Origin of the sequence: Methylobacterium sp. Leaf456, from assembly GCF_001425465.1 — a bacterium.
In the GTDB taxonomy this organism is placed as follows: Bacteria; Pseudomonadota; Alphaproteobacteria; order Rhizobiales; family Beijerinckiaceae; genus Methylobacterium.
Genome location: NZ_LMQV01000002.1, coordinates 110,983 through 124,655, shown reverse-complemented (window position 1 = coordinate 124,655; position 13,673 = coordinate 110,983). Strand labels below are relative to the sequence as shown.

Genomic DNA, 13,673 nt, shown 5'->3' with positions numbered 1-13,673 from the left:
TGCGGGGCGAGGGGATGCGTACGAAGCGCCTCGATCGATCGGCTTCGGTACGGAGAGGCTTACGCCTCATCCCCCAAGCACCACGCCAGAATCCCCTTCTGCGCGTGGAGCCGGTTCTCGGCCTCGTCGAACACCACCGATTGCGGGCCGTCGATGACTTCCGCCGTGACCTCCTCGCCGCGATGCGCCGGCAGGCAGTGGAGGAAGATCGCGTCCTGTGCCGCATGCGCCATCAGCGCGGCATCGACCCGGTAGGGCGAGAGCAGGTTGTGGCGGAAATGCTCGTCGTCGTCGCCCATCGAGACCCAGCAATCGGTCACGACGGCATCCGCCCCCTTCACGGCCTCGTAGGCGTCCTTGGTGGCGTGGACGCGCGCGCCCTCGCGCTCGGCCCAGGCGACGAGGGCGGCCGGCATCGCCAGCTCGTCGGGCGCGGCGACGTTGAGGGTGAAGTCGAAGCGGGCCGCCGCGTGGACCCAGCTCGCCAGCACGTTGTTGGCGTCGCCCGACCACGCGACGGTGCGGCCCCGGATCGGCCCGCGATGCTCCTCGAAGGTCATGAGGTCGGCCATGATCTGGCAGGGATGCGAGACCTTGGTGAGCGCGTTGATCACCGGCACTTCGGCGTGCTCGGCCAGCTCCAGCATCAGGGCGTGGTCGAGGGTGCGGATCACGATGGCGTCGACGAAGCGCGACAGCACGCGGGCGGTGTCCGCCACCGTCTCGCCGCGGCCGAGCTGCATCTCCTTGCCGGTCAGCATCAGGGTGTCGCCGCCGAGTTCGCGCATGCCGACGTCGAACGAGACGCGGGTGCGGGTCGACGGCCGGTCGAACACCATGGCCAGGGTCTTGCCGGTGAGCGGGCGCTCGGCGGCCTGCCGGCCCTTCACCCGCGCGCGCTTGATGTCCGCGCCGGAATCGAGGATGCCGCGCAGAGTCTCGGCGGAGAAATCCTTGAGGTCGAGGAAGTGACGGACTTGGGTGGGGTGGGCTTGGCGCCCGCTGCCGTTCAGGGTCGTGCTCATTGAATCTTCGCTTCGCGAGGCGGCCGGGGGCCCTTGAGGCGCCGCTCAAGGCGACTCAAGGGAAAAGCCCTTCAGGCCGCGCCGCGCATCTGCGCCTCCAGATCGGTCGCCGCGGCCTCCAGCCGGGCCACGGCCTCGTCCACCTCCGCCTCGCCGACGATCAGCGGCGGCAAGAGACGGACCACGTTGTCGCCCGCCGGGATCACCAGGAGGTGCCGCGCGCGGGCGGCGGCGGCGAACTCGGTGTTCGGCAGGTTGAGCTTCAGGCCGCGCATCAGCCCCTGCCCGCGCATCTCGACGAAGACGTGCGGGTGGCGGTCGATGAGGCCGGCGAGCTTCTGCGTCAGCAGCAGGCCCATCCGCTCGACATGGGCCAGGAAGCCCTCGCCCAGCACCACGTCGAGCACGGCGTTGCCGACTGCCATGGCGAGCGGGTTGCCGCCGAAGGTGGTGCCGTGGGAGCCGGCGACCATGCCGCGGGCGGCTTCCGCCGTGGCGAGGCAGACGCCGAGCGGGAAGCCGCCGCCGATGCCCTTGGCCGCGCTCATGATGTCCGGCGTCACGCCAGACCATTCATGCGCGAAGAACTTGCCGGTGCGTCCGACGCCGGTCTGGACCTCGTCCATGATGAGGAGCAGGCCATGCTCGTCGCACAGCGCGCGCAGGCGGCGCAGCATCTCGCCGGGGATCACCCGCAGGCCGCCCTCCCCCTGGATCGGCTCGATCATCAGGGCAGCGGTCTCGGGGCCGATCACGGCGTTCAGCGCGTCGATATCGCCGACCGGCACCTGATCGAAGCCCTCGACCTTGGGACCGAAGCCGTCGATGTATTTCTGCTGCCCGCCCGCCGCGATGGTGGCGAGCGTGCGCCCGTGGAAGGCGCCCTCGAAGGTGACGATGCGGTAGCGCTCGGGATGGCCGCCGGCCGCGTGGTACTTGCGCGCCATCTTGATGGCGGCCTCGTTCGCTTCGGCGCCGGAATTGGCGAAGAAGGCCACGTCCGCGAAGGTCGCGTCCACGAGCCGCCGGCCGAACCGCTCGCCATCTGGAATCTGGAACAGGTTCGAGGTGTGCCAGAGTTTTTGCGCCTGGGTGGTGAGCGCCTCCACGAGGTGGGGATGCGCGTGGCCGAGCGCGTTGACCGCGATGCCGGCGCCGAAATCGAGATATCGCTCGCCGCGCTCCGTCACGAGCCAAGCGCCCTCGCCGCGCTCGAAGGCGAGCGGTGCGCGGGCATAGGTCGGCAGCAGGGCGGAGGTCGCGGTCATCCGGGTCCTCGACAAGGGGACGAAGAGCGTTCCAAACGAAAGTGCCGCCTCGGGACGCGGGCGGCACGGTCGCGATTACACTGGAAAAGGGGGTGTCCGCAACGTTGCGGACGGCCGGGTGTGTCTTGACAGCGTCCTTTGCCGGCTCAGCCGTGGCGCGGTCGGATCAGGCGCTGCGCAGCCGGGCGGTGGCGGTGGGGGAGCGCCCCGTCACCTTGCGGAAGGTGCGACCCATGCGGCGGGCGTCGGGAAACCCTGAGCGGGCGGCGGCCTCGCTGAGCGAGACCGTGCCGGTGCGGATCAGCGATTGGGCCAGGGCCACGCGCTCGCGCAGCACGTATTGGTAGGGCGTCACCCCGAACGAGCCCTTGAAGGCGCGCACGAAGTAGCCCTCGGAGAGGCCTGCGGCCTCAGCCATCTCGCCCAGCGTCAGCGGCGTGCCGATCCGGGCGGCGACGAGGTCGCGGATGCGCGCGGCCTGGCGCCGGGTCAGGGTCGCGCTGCGGCGTGCGGGCGCGGCGGGCAGCGCCCCCGACGCCCGCAGGACCGCGAGCCCGACGCTGTTGAGGAGCAGCGGGTCGGCGCCACCGCCCTCCTCCTCGGCCTGCCGACCGAGCGCCGCGAGCAGGTGGAAGACGGTCATCCGCTCGGTCAGGTCGCAGGCGGTCGAGGGAACGGGGAGGTCGGCGAGCGGCGTCTCGGTCATCCGCTCGACCGCGCCGGGGGAGAAGGCGATGTAGCGGGCGCGGTAGCGGCCGTTCCAGCGGGTGTGGCCGGCATAGCCCGGCCCGCGCAGCACGAAGGTCTCGCCCGACCATTCCTCGGGCGCCTCGCCCTCGGCCTCGCCGGCGAAGGTCAGCCGGGTCCAGGGCTCGCCGTGCCACGTGCCGACCAGCAAGCCGCCGACGCTGTGCGTGCTGTGGCCGGGCGCGCCGTAGGCGTAGTCGATGAAGGCCAGCCCCTCGACGCCGCTGGCCTCGATCCGCCCGAACACCCGGTCGGGCGGGGCACTCACCTCTCCCTGCACGCATCCGTTGGCGAAGGGCACGCCCATCCTTGGCATCGCTCCCGAATGTCGGCGCCGTCGGGCGCTCCATTGACGATCTTGGACGATCCTTGGCGGCGCCCGCTTCCCCTGCGGACGGCCGCGTCGCGGATGTCGCTCCCTCTCCACCGACCGGGCCCGTCGTATCCGGGCCGTGTCATCGGGTGAACGGACGTTTTTCTCGCCCGTTCCGCTGCCGCGTTTCCCGAGACGGGAACGGGCAAAGGCCCACCCGCGCGGCGGGGCTGAACTCGCTGCGCGCGGGCGGGCCGGGTCTTTGAGAGCGCATTCCGACGAAGCGGAGGCCGGTTCGTCGAAAGAATGCGCAGTAAAACAAGACCTTAGAGACGCCGACCTGATGCGATCAGGTCGGATCCGGCTCTCGAGCATCGTCCTGGATATCGGATCCAGGACGATGCTCTGTATCCTTGTGCCGCATCGTCTTTTTCCGAAAGCCGGAAACCACCTTTCGGGACGATGCTCCAGGGTGTCTCACGACACGCCCGACCGCCGTCCGGCCGGAGCCGGTGCGGCTCTGGGCGTCGCGCGAGGCATGCCGACCCTGTCAGGTCTCAGACGAGGCCGCCGGCCGCGCCGAGCACCTTGTCGAGCACGCCGCCCACGAGGCCGCCGACCTGATCGACCGTGCCGGACACCGCGCCCAGCTCCTGGCTGAGATCGACCTCGAGGCCGAGGCCCAGGGACAGCCCGCCGCCGACCTGATCCAGCTCCGCAGCGTCGAGCTCGCGAATGGTGTCAATGTTCTGCTGCATGGTTTTCTCCTGCGGATCGCACGATACTGAGAAAGACGTTCTGTCTTTTTGTCTTCCCGTGGAATAAGAGCGGCTCGTTGTGCTGCTCTGCTGTCGAAGTTACGGATATTGTCTCAGCGCGCAACCCTTGCCGTTGCCTGGATCGGCTCCAGACTGCTCGGGAACACGATCGATGGTCACATTTTGCTCTTCGCCGGCCGCAACCGAGGATCGCGGCAGCGCTCGGGCCCCGTTGACGGAATGTCGCGGGGGGGACCGTGAGGGATCAAAAATTGACCTGGGAGCCGGCGAGAGGCCGCGGCCGGGGAAATTGGGAGCTAACAAACTGAAAAAATTGAGATTAATCGAAATACTGCGGCGGGATGACGCATCTTCCGCGACCCGAATCGACGCCGAGGGGGGCCGCCGGTGACCAAGCCCCTGTTCCGCCAGGAGGTCGCCGAGGCCCGCCGCAGCGCGTGGCTCGGCGAGGCGCAGATCGTCCAGCCGCTGCCGGTGCGCATCGTCGTCCGGCTCTGCCTCGGCTTCGTCGCCGCGGTCGCGCTCTACGCGTGGCTCGGCACCTATACCCGCCGCGTCCACGCCGACGGGCTGCTGGCGCCCGATGTCGGGCTCATCACGGTCGCGAGTCCGCTCGCGGGCCGGGTCAGCGCCTCGGGGGTGAAGGAGGGCGAGCGGGTCGAGCGCGGGCAACTGCTGTTCACCATCGATCTCGATGCGGTTTCCGCGAGCGGCCCGACCCAGGAGCGGGTGATCGCCCAGCTCGCCCGCCAGCGCGACAGCGTCGAGCGCCAGCGCACGGCGCGTGCCGCCATGGCCGAGGCCGAGAAGCGCGGCCTGGAGGAGCAGATCGCCAACTTGGAGGAGCAGGGCGAGCGCGTCGCCGAGCAGGTCGCACTTCAGGAAAAGCTGGTGCCCCCGCTCAAGACCCGCGCCCAGGAACTCGCCGACGCGGTGGCCAAGGGCTTCGCCCGCGCCGCCGACTTCCAGACCCAGAACTACCTCTATCTCCAGGCGACCTCGCAGCTCGCCCAGTTCCGCCAGAACGGCCTTCAGGTCTCAGGGAAACTCGGCGACCTGAAGGCCAAGCTCGCGACCTACGACGAGACGCTCGCCCGCGATCTGGCCGAACTCGACCGCACCGCGGCCCAGCTCGAACAGCAGCGGGCCGAGAGCGAGGCGCGCCGCGCCATCGAGGTCCGCGCACCCGAGCGTGGCATCCTCACCTCGATCCGGGCGCAGGCCGGCCAGACCGTGGCGGCGGGCGCGAGCCTGCTCACCCTGCTGCCGAGCGAGGGGCGCTTGCAGGCCAACCTCTATGTCGATTCCTCGGCCATCGGCTTCATCGAGCCGGGTGCGACCGTGATGCTGCGCTACGCCGCCTTCCCGTTCCAGCGCTTCGGCCTCTATGGCGGCCAAGTCACCGAGGTGACCCGCGCGCCGTTGGAGGACGGGAACGCCGCCCCCGATGCGGGCCGGGATCCCGCGAACAAGGTCGGCGGCGTCTACCGCATCGTCGTGCGGCCCGACGCCGACAGCGTGACGGCCTATGGCGAGCCGCGGCGGCTGGAGGCCGGCATGCGGGTCGAGGCCGACATCGCGCTCGAGAAGCGCCCGCTCTACCGCTGGCTCCTCGACCCCATCACCCGCGTCAAGCGCAGCGTCGATCTCGTGACCGACGGAGGCATCCGATGAGCCTGATCGCCGACCTCAAGTTCGGCTTCGGCCGCCGCCTGCCCGTGCTGCTCCAGGCGGAAGCCGCCGAATGCGGCATGGCGTGTCTCGCGATGGTGCTGGGCTATCACGGCCGCGCGGTCGATCTCGGCACCATGCGGGCGCGCCACGCCCTCTCGCTCAAGGGCATGACGCTGCGCAACCTCATCGACCTGTCGGGCACGATGGGTCTCGCGGCCCGCGCGCTCCGGGTCGAACTCGACGACCTCGGACGGTCGCGCACCCCGTGCATCCTGCATTGGGGCCTCAACCATTTCGTCGTGCTGGCCGAGGTGCGCCGCCGGGACATCGTCATCCACGACCCCGCCCGCGGCCGCCGGACCTTGAGCCTGGTGGAGGCCTCGCGCGAGTTCACCGGCGTGGCGCTGGAGGTCCAGCCGAACCAGAGCTTCGTGCGGGAGAAGCTCGAGCGCCGGTTCGGCATCCCCGACCTGTTCCGGGGGTTGGCCGGCATCCGCGGGGCGATGGCGCAGATCCTGGCGCTGTCGCTCGGCATCGAACTCGTCTCAATCCTGATGCCGGTCGCCTCGCAGATCGTCATCGACGAGGTGATCGTGAACGGCGACCGCGACCTGCTGCTCGTGGTCGGCCTCGGCCTCGCCCTGCTGCTCCTGCTGCAACTGGGCCTCGGCGTCACCCGCACCTGGGCGATCATGCTGACGGGCTCGAAGCTGAACTACCAGTGGTCGGGCTCGCTGTTCGACCACCTGTCGCGGCTGCCGCTCGACTATTTCCAGAAGCGCCATGTCGGCGACGTGATCTCCCGCTTCGGCTCGCTCTCGACCATCCAGAAGGGGCTGACCACCGACCTCGTTCAGGCGGCGCTGGACGGCATCATGTCGGTCGGCATGCTGATCATGCTGTTCGTCTACGGCGGCTGGCTGGCGCTGGTGGCGCTCGCCTCCACCGTGCTCACCGCGGGGCTTCGCATCATCGCCTACAAGGCCTATCGCGAGGGCACCGAGGAGGCGCTGGTCGCGGAAGCGCGCCAGCAGAGCCACTTCATCGAGACCGTGCGCGGCATGGCGAGCGTCAAGCTGCTGAACCTGCGCGAGCGCCGCCGCGGCGTGTGGATGAACCAGTTCGTCCAGGCGCTGAACGCCCGGCTGCGGCTGCAGCGGCTCGATCTCGTGTTCGGGCGCGGCAACGAGTTCCTGTTCGGGGCCGACCGGCTCGTGCTGCTGGTGCTGGGGGCCGGCGCCGTCATCGACCAGCGCATGTCGCTCGGCATGCTGGTGGCGTTCCTGGCCTATCGCGACCAGTTCTCGACCCGCATCGGCAACCTGATGCAGGCGGGCTTCCAGCTGCGCATGCTCAACGTCCAGACCGACCGGCTCGCCGACATCGTCATGACCGAGCCGGAGGAGCACGCCGCCGGGACGCTGAGCCCCCCGGAGGCCGTGGCCGCCCCGGCTTTGGCCCAAGGCGAAGTGCGCGGTGCGGCGCTGCGGGCGGCGGGCCTGTCGCTGCGCTACGGCGCCGACGAGCCCTGGGTCTTCCGCAATCTCGGGCTGTCCGTCCCAACGGGGGCGAGTCTCGCCATCACCGGCCCCTCGGGCTGCGGCAAGAGCAGCGTGATGCGGGTGCTGATGGGCTTGATCGTGCCGAGCGAGGGCGCGGTGCTGGTCGACGGCCGCGACATCCGCAGCCGGGGTGCGGCCGCCTACCGCTCCCGCATCGCCGGCGTCATGCAGGACGACGGCCTGTTCGCCGGCTCGATCGCCGAGAACATCGCCTGCTTCGACGAGCGCCCCGATCCCGGCTGGATTCGCGAATGCGCCGCCCGCGCCGCGATCCTGGAGGACATCGCCCGCACGCCGATGGGCTTCGAGACGCTGGTCGGCGACATGGGCTCGACGCTGTCCGGCGGCCAGCGCCAGCGGGTGATCCTGGCCCGCGCCCTCTACCGGCGCCCGGAGATCCTGTTCCTCGACGAGGCCACGAGCGCGCTCGACGAACCCACCGAGGCGGTCATCGCGGCGGCGCTCCGCGACCTCAAGATGACCCGCATCATCGTCGCCCACCGACCCGCGACGGTGGCGCATGCCGACCTGCGCTACGATTTTTCCGCAAGCCGGGCGGAGGCGCGGGAGACGGCGACGGTGTGAGAGCCGGTTTGATTGGGGGGTGGTTCATCCCACCCAAATCCCCTCATCCTGAGGTGCGGAGCGTAGCGAAGCCTCGAAGGAGGGCTCCAGTACGCGCGCGATCCCTGGAGCCCTCCTTCGAGGCCGCTAACGCGGCACCTCAGGATGAGGGCGGTGGGTGGGAGGATGAGGGGAGGACCGGTTGCCCCGCGGCGGGCCGGGCATGGCCCGCCGCGGGGAAATCCCAAAAAACCAAAAAAATCAGCCGGCGAGCTTGGCGGCGATGCCGGCGACGTGGCGGCCCTGGTAGCGGGCGCCGTCGAGTTCGACCTCGCTCGGCTGGCGCGAGCCGTCGCCGTCGGCGATGGTGGTGGCGCCGTAGGGCGAGCCGCCCTTCACCTCACCGACGCCGTTCTGGCCCGCGAAGCTGTAGGGCAGGCCGACCACCACCATGCCGTGGTGGAACATCACGGTGTGGAAGCTCGTCAGCGTGGTCTCCTGGCCGCCGTGCTGCGAGGCGGTGGAGGTGAAGGCCGAGCCGACTTTGCCGACCAGCGCGCCCTTGGCCCACAGGCCGCCGGTCTGGTCGATGAACTGCTTCATCTGCGAGGCCATGTTGCCGTAGCGGGTCGGCGTGCCGAAGACGATCGCGTCGTAATCGGCCAGTTCCTCGACCGTGGCGACCGGCGCCTGTTGGTCGAGCTTGTAGTGGAACTGCCGGGCGACCTCTTCCGGCACCAGCTCGGGCACGCGCTTGACCGCGACCTCGGCCCCGGCCTCGCGGGCGCCCTCGGCCACGGCTTGCGCCATGCGCTCCACGTGGCCCCAGGACGAGTAGTAGAGAACCAGAACCTTCGCCATCGCTCGAATTTCCCTGTGCGGCCCGCGTGCCCGCGGCCTCTTTTCGATGCGGGGAGTATGGCGGTTCGGCCCGCTTGCAGAAACGCTCCCGTGTGCAAGATCATCCTTGCATCGATGCAAGGAGGGTGGGGCGTTGGCGGTCGCGTGGGACGAGTTCCGCCTCGTGCGGGCGATCGCCGAGCGGGGCGCTTTGGCGCCGGCCGCGGCGCATCTCGGCATCAACCCCTCGACCGCCTTCCGGCGCCTCGCGGCTTTGGAGGCGGGGCTCGGCGCGCGCCTGTTCGAGCGCCACCGCTCCGGCTACGTGCCGACGCCCGCGGGCGAGGCGATGGTCGCCGCCGCCGGCCGGATGGAGGAGGAGGCTGCCCGGTTCGACCGCGAGGTGGCGGATCGCGCCTCGGTGCCGTCGGGGAGTTTACGGATCACCGCGCCCGCGGGGCTCGCGGTCGATCTCCTGATGCCGATGCTCGCCCGCTTCCGCGGGCTTTATCCGCGGGTGCGGCTCGATCTTGTCGTGTCCGAAGAGGCGCTGAACCTGTCGCGGCGCGACGCCGACGTGGCCTTGCGCGCCACCCGCGAGCCGCCGGACAACCTCGTCGGGCGCCGCCTCTCGGGCGTGGCCTGGGCGGTCTACGGCCCGGCCGGAGAAGAGCCGGGAGCGGACCCGCTCTGGGTCAGCCCGGACGAGGGCGTGGCGGGCGGCCTGTTCGCCCGCTTCGTCGCCGCCCGCGCCGCGCCCGAGCGGGTGGCTCTGCGGCTCAACTCGGTGCAGGGCCTGTGCGAGGCGGTGGCCGCCGGGATCGGCATCGGGGCGCTCCCCTGCTACGTCGCCGACCGCCATCCTAGCCTTCGCCGCCTCTCCGGCCCGGAGCCGGAACTGGCCGCCGACCTCTGGCTCCTGACCCATCCGGACCTGCGCCGCTCTGTGCGGGTGCGCGCCTTCCTCGAACACATGGCGGCCGAGATCGCGCCGCTGCGGGCGGCTCTGGAGGGGCGGGGGACGGAAAGGGTTTTCGAGCACCCGCAACCCGCCGCCGCCGCCGGTGCCTGAGCCTTGCAGGCAAGGAAATCCGTATGGCCCGGCGCGAAGAGCGCCGCGCGCAGCGGGCCTCGGCCTTCAGCCGAGGCGTCGAGCGGAGCGAAAGCCTAAGCTCGCGCACGCGGGCGCCGGCGACTGAGGCCAACCGAGAGACAGGTGAATACAATTGCGTGAGGGCCGCTTCCGCCTGTATAAGCCCACCATCCCCTCATTCATCGCGACACGGGATCCTCCGGGCTCAAGGCCGGAGGTCGCGGGAAGCCCGTTTCCGCTCCCCTGGCGCGACGCCCCGAACGACACCGTCTGGAGTTTGCCCGATGTCCCAAGGTCCGCTGATGCCCAAGGCGACCGCCGTGTGGCTCGTCGAGAACACCTCGCTCGCCTTCGAGCAGATCGCCGACTTCTGCAAGCTGCACCCGCTGGAGGTGAAGGGCATCGCCGACGGCGAGGTTGCGGCCGGCATCAAGGGGCTCGATCCGATCACCACCGGCCAGCTCACCCGCGACGAGATCGAGCGGGCGCAGCGCGCGCCGAACTATAAGCTGAAGGTCGCGGTCTCGAAGGTGAAGCTGCCGGAGGTGAAGCGTACCACCAAGGGCCCGCGCTACACCCCGCTCTCGCGCCGCCAGGACCGGCCGAACGCGATCCTCTGGCTGATCCGCAACCATCCGGAGCTGAAGGACGCGCAGATCATCCGGCTCGTCGGCACCACCAAGTCCACGATCCAGCAGATCCGCGAGCGCACCCACTGGAATTCGAGCCAGCTCTCGCCGCTCGATCCGGTGACGCTGGGTCTCTGCTCGCAGATCGACCTCGACTTCGAGGTCCAGCGCGCCGCCAAGGACCGCCCGGCGGTGGTCCAGCCCGATGGCGGCGCCAAGCTGCTGCCGACCGAGGTCTCGACCGCGCCCGCCGCCGAGGAGGCCGAGGACGAGGATCTCAACGCGGACGCCGTCTTCGCCAAGCTCAAGGGCATGAGCCGCATCGACGAGGACGACGAGGACTGAAGCCCGGCGGCTTTTGAAGAGATCATTTGATGCAAAGGAAGGCCTCCCGCTGCGCAGCGGGAGGCCTTCTTCGTTGTGGCGGCGCCGATATGGCGCTCAATTCATGGGCGGGCGCCGCGCTGGGGGGATTTAGCAAGAGTTCTCGCATAGACATGCCGCCAGAATCGGCGAGCGCCGCCCCTTCGCGGGAATTGCGGGTCTCGGACAAGCCGATCTCGGGCCGGGGGTGACGATGCTTGCGAGATTGTCCGACGAATTGTGCCTCTTATCGACCAAAGAATTCGTCGATGTCGAAGTCATCGACGGCGGCGACACCGTCGTGGTGAAATTCGAGGGCGCCGATTGTCGGACGGTCGGCGTGATGATGTCGCGCCGGGTGATGCAGGGCATGGTCCGCGCGCTCGGTGGTCTCGCCGCCGAGGCCGAGCCGGCGGACCGGCTGCGGCTGGGCACCGAGGCGTCAGGAGGGTAGCCGCTCGATCAGCCCCTGAAGTTCTCCCGGCAGCGGCGTCCGGTCCTGCCGGGCGTAGAGGTCGCGCAGTTGGCGGCCGATCTCGGCCAGACTCATCGAGCCCTTCACGATCAGCCGGTCGGCCTGGGCGCCGAGGCTCTCCTTCTCGGAGGGGGTGATCTCCTTGGCGGTCAGCACCACCACCGGCACGTTGCCGTCGGGCCGTCCGCGCAGCGCCCTGAGGAAGGCGAAGCCGTCCATCACCGGCATCATCAGGTCGAGCAGGATCAGGCTCGGTCGGCTCATGTCGAGGCTCTCCAGCGCCCGCGCGCCGTTCTCCGCCTCGCGCACCTCCCAGCCGTCGCGCTGGAGCGTGCGGCGCACCCGTTCGCGGGCATCCGCGTCGTCGTCGACGATGAGGACGTGGCCCTCGCATCCGGCGGGCCGGTAGCGCTCCATCGCCTCCTTGAGGGCGTTCCAGTCGACCGGCTTGACGAGGTAGTCGGTGGCGCCGAGCACGTGGGCGAGGCTGAACTCGTTGACCACGCTGGTGATGATCACCGGCGTCTCGGCGATGTCCGGGTCGGTGCGGATCGCGTGCAGCACCGCCCAGCCGTCCATGCGCGGCATCTCGATGTCGAGCAGGATCGCCCGCGGCTTGAGCGCCCGCGCCAGCGTCAGCCCGGCCCGGCCGTCGTTGGCGGTGCGGACGCGGAACCCCTCGCGCTCGAGGAAGCGCTGGAGCAGGTCGCGGGCGGCGGGGTCGTCGTCCACCAGCAGCACCACGTCGTGCAGGTGGGCCTCGCCCTCGGTGATCTCGCGGACGCGGGCCGCCACGCTCTCGGCGGCTTCCTCCTCCTCGCGCTCGGCCAGTTCGGCGGGCAGGCGGATCGTGAAGGTCGCGCCCTTGCCGTAGGTGCTGGCGACCCCGATCGCGCCGCCCATCCGCTCGCAGAAGGCGCGGGTGATGGAGAGGCCGAGGCCCGTGCCGCCGAACTGGCGCGTGGTCGATTCGTCGGCCTGGGAGAACCGCTCGAACAGCCGGCCGATCTGCTCCTCGGTCAGCCCGATGCCGGTGTCCGAGACGGCGAAGGTGAGCCAATCGGCGCCCTCTTCCGTGCTGCGGCGCACCGTCAGGGCGATGTCGCCGTCCTCGGAGAATTTCGCGGCGTTGCCGATCAGGTTGATCAGCGATTGCCGGAGCTTCAACTGGTCCTGATGCATCGCGCCGAGATCGGGGGCGAGGTCGAGGCGGAAGCGGTTGGACTTCTTCGCGATCAGGCTTTGGGTCGCCGCCGACACGTCGTCCACGAGGCTCGCGACGTCGAAGGTCTCGGCCGCGAGCGTCATGCGCCCGGCCTCGATCTTCGAGATGTCGAGCACGTCGTTGATGAGCCCGAGCAGGTGGCGGGCGGCCGCCTCGATCTTGCGCAGGTCCGGCAGCAGCTCGGCTTGGCCCAGATCCTCCAGCTCCTCGCCGAGCATCTCGGAATAGCCGATCACCGCCGAGAGCGGCGTGCGCAGTTCGTGGCTCATGTTGGCCAGGAACTGGCTCTTGGCGAGGTTGGCGGCCTCCGCCGCCGCGCGGGCGCGCTCGGCCTCGGCCTCGGCCTCTTTCCGCACGGTGATGTCGATGTTGAGCCCAACCCATTCGCGGATCGTGCCGTCCTCGGCCAGCACCGGCACGCCGCGCACCTCGGTGTCGCGCCATTCCCCGTCGTGGCGGCGCAGGCGATATTCGACGGCGTAGGGGCGCTTGCCCTCGACGCACGCCGCCCACACCTCCGCCGCCCGCGCCCGGTCCTCGGGATGGACCGCATCGACCCAGCCCCAGCCCTGATAGGCTTCCTCGCTCTGGCCCGTATAGGCGGCCCAGCGCGGCTGCGGTGGCGTCAGCTCGCCCTCCGCATTGGTGTTCCAGATCACCGCCGCGGAGGCATCGATCAGCGCGCGGAAACGCTCTTCCGAGAGGCGCAGGGCTTCTTGCGCCTCCCGCGTCTCGGTGACGTCGGTGTTGGTGCCGTACCAACGCTCGACCGTGCCGTCCGGCCCCCGCACCGGCTCGGCCAGCGACAGGAACCAGCGGTACCGCCCGTCCTTCCCGCGTAAGGGGAACGTGTCCTGCCAGGATTCGCCCGCCGCGATGCAGGCGGAGAAGCGGGCGGCGGCGCCCTCCAGATGGTCCGGGTGGTGCAGCTTGCGCCAGCCCGAATCCGCCATCTCGGCCGGCGTCGTGCCGGTGTAGTCGTACCAGCGGCGATTGTACCAGAACAGGTTGCCCGCCCCGTCGGCGATCCAGGCGAGCTGGGGCAGCGCGTCGGCGAGGTTGCGGAAATCGGCCTCGCTCGGCGGGGCCGGCTGCGCATTGCGTCCCGTCATGGTG

At 70.2% G+C, this 13,673-nt stretch carries 11 protein-coding genes; 5 read left to right on the top strand and 6 right to left on the bottom strand.

Annotation, left to right across the window (positions count from 1 at the left end):
* Window positions 1–59: 59 nt before the first annotated feature.
* The 4 genes from argF to ASG52_RS02665 all read right to left on the bottom strand — a co-directional run bounded on the left by argF (window position 60) and on the right by ASG52_RS02665 (window position 4,111).
* Window positions 60–1,025, bottom strand: coding sequence for an ornithine carbamoyltransferase (argF, locus tag ASG52_RS02680; RefSeq protein WP_056238642.1), 966 nt, complete (start codon window positions 1,023–1,025; stop codon window positions 60–62).
* Between the two features lie 71 nt (window positions 1,026–1,096).
* The gene (locus ASG52_RS02675; RefSeq protein WP_056238638.1) at window positions 1,097–2,293 is read right to left on the bottom strand and encodes an aspartate aminotransferase family protein; all 1,197 of its coding nucleotides are present in this window, start codon (window positions 2,291–2,293) and stop codon (window positions 1,097–1,099) included.
* 166 nt (window positions 2,294–2,459) lie between these two features.
* On the bottom strand, window positions 2,460–3,347 hold the full coding sequence (locus ASG52_RS02670; RefSeq protein WP_056238635.1) for a helix-turn-helix domain-containing protein: 888 nt from the start codon (window positions 3,345–3,347) through the stop codon (window positions 2,460–2,462).
* A gap of 563 nt (window positions 3,348–3,910) precedes the next feature.
* Window positions 3,911–4,111: a hypothetical protein gene (locus ASG52_RS02665; protein WP_056238633.1), complete on the bottom strand. Its 201-nt coding sequence runs from the start codon at window positions 4,109–4,111 to the stop codon at window positions 3,911–3,913.
* 408 nt (window positions 4,112–4,519) lie between these two features.
* Here ASG52_RS02665 and ASG52_RS02660 point away from each other — a divergent pair, with 408 nt between their 5' ends.
* Together ASG52_RS02660 and ASG52_RS02655 are read left to right on the top strand one after the other, a co-directional pair.
* Complete coding sequence (locus tag ASG52_RS02660) at window positions 4,520–5,806, top strand: HlyD family secretion protein (protein ID WP_056238630.1); 1,287 nt, start codon at window positions 4,520–4,522, stop codon at window positions 5,804–5,806.
* Window positions 5,803–7,953: a peptidase domain-containing ABC transporter gene (locus tag ASG52_RS02655; protein WP_056238628.1), complete on the top strand. Its 2,151-nt coding sequence runs from the start codon at window positions 5,803–5,805 to the stop codon at window positions 7,951–7,953. The genes ASG52_RS02660 and ASG52_RS02655 overlap by 4 nt, the downstream gene beginning before the upstream one ends.
* A gap of 240 nt (window positions 7,954–8,193) precedes the next feature.
* On the opposite strand, the gene wrbA is transcribed toward ASG52_RS02655, so the two are convergent.
* The gene (gene wrbA, locus ASG52_RS02650; RefSeq protein WP_056238625.1) at window positions 8,194–8,793 is read right to left on the bottom strand and encodes an NAD(P)H:quinone oxidoreductase; all 600 of its coding nucleotides are present in this window, start codon (window positions 8,791–8,793) and stop codon (window positions 8,194–8,196) included.
* A gap of 133 nt (window positions 8,794–8,926) precedes the next feature.
* Between wrbA and ASG52_RS02645 the strand changes: the two genes are divergently transcribed.
* The 3 genes from ASG52_RS02645 to ASG52_RS02635 all read left to right on the top strand — a co-directional run bounded on the left by ASG52_RS02645 (window position 8,927) and on the right by ASG52_RS02635 (window position 11,311).
* Complete coding sequence (locus ASG52_RS02645) at window positions 8,927–9,844, top strand: LysR family transcriptional regulator (protein WP_056238622.1); 918 nt, start codon at window positions 8,927–8,929, stop codon at window positions 9,842–9,844.
* Between the two features lie 305 nt (window positions 9,845–10,149).
* A complete protein-coding gene (locus tag ASG52_RS02640; protein WP_056238620.1) occupies window positions 10,150–10,839 on the top strand; it encodes a DUF1013 domain-containing protein in 690 nt (229 codons plus the stop codon).
* 244 nt (window positions 10,840–11,083) lie between these two features.
* On the top strand, window positions 11,084–11,311 hold the full coding sequence (locus tag ASG52_RS02635) for a hypothetical protein (RefSeq protein WP_056238618.1): 228 nt from the start codon (window positions 11,084–11,086) through the stop codon (window positions 11,309–11,311).
* Here ASG52_RS02635 and ASG52_RS02630 read toward each other — a convergent pair.
* Window positions 11,300–13,669, bottom strand: a complete 2,370-nt coding sequence (locus ASG52_RS02630; RefSeq protein WP_056239472.1) for a hybrid sensor histidine kinase/response regulator — start codon at window positions 13,667–13,669, stop codon at window positions 11,300–11,302. The two genes, ASG52_RS02635 and ASG52_RS02630, sit on opposite strands and share 12 nt — an antisense overlap.
* Between the last annotated feature and the right edge of the window lie 4 nt (window positions 13,670–13,673).

Bases quoted from the DNA above. Each gene is read 5' to 3' on its own strand.
- wrbA (WP_056238625.1), bottom strand. From the start codon at position 8,793: ATGGCGAAGGTTCTGGTTCTCTACTACTCGTCCTGGGGCCACGTGGAG.
- ASG52_RS02640 (WP_056238620.1), top strand. From the start codon at position 10,150: ATGTCCCAAGGTCCGCTGATGCCCAAGGCGACCGCCGTGTGGCTCGTC.
- ASG52_RS02675 (WP_056238638.1), bottom strand. From the start codon at position 2,293: ATGACCGCGACCTCCGCCCTGCTGCCGACCTATGCCCGCGCACCGCTC.
- ASG52_RS02630 (WP_056239472.1), bottom strand. From the start codon at position 13,669: ATGACGGGACGCAATGCGCAGCCGGCCCCGCCGAGCGAGGCCGATTTC.
- ASG52_RS02670 (WP_056238635.1), bottom strand. From the start codon at position 3,347: ATGGGCGTGCCCTTCGCCAACGGATGCGTGCAGGGAGAGGTGAGTGCC.
- ASG52_RS02665 (WP_056238633.1), bottom strand. From the start codon at position 4,111: ATGCAGCAGAACATTGACACCATTCGCGAGCTCGACGCTGCGGAGCTG.
- argF (WP_056238642.1), bottom strand. From the start codon at position 1,025: ATGAGCACGACCCTGAACGGCAGCGGGCGCCAAGCCCACCCCACCCAA.
- ASG52_RS02655 (WP_056238628.1), top strand. From the start codon at position 5,803: ATGAGCCTGATCGCCGACCTCAAGTTCGGCTTCGGCCGCCGCCTGCCC.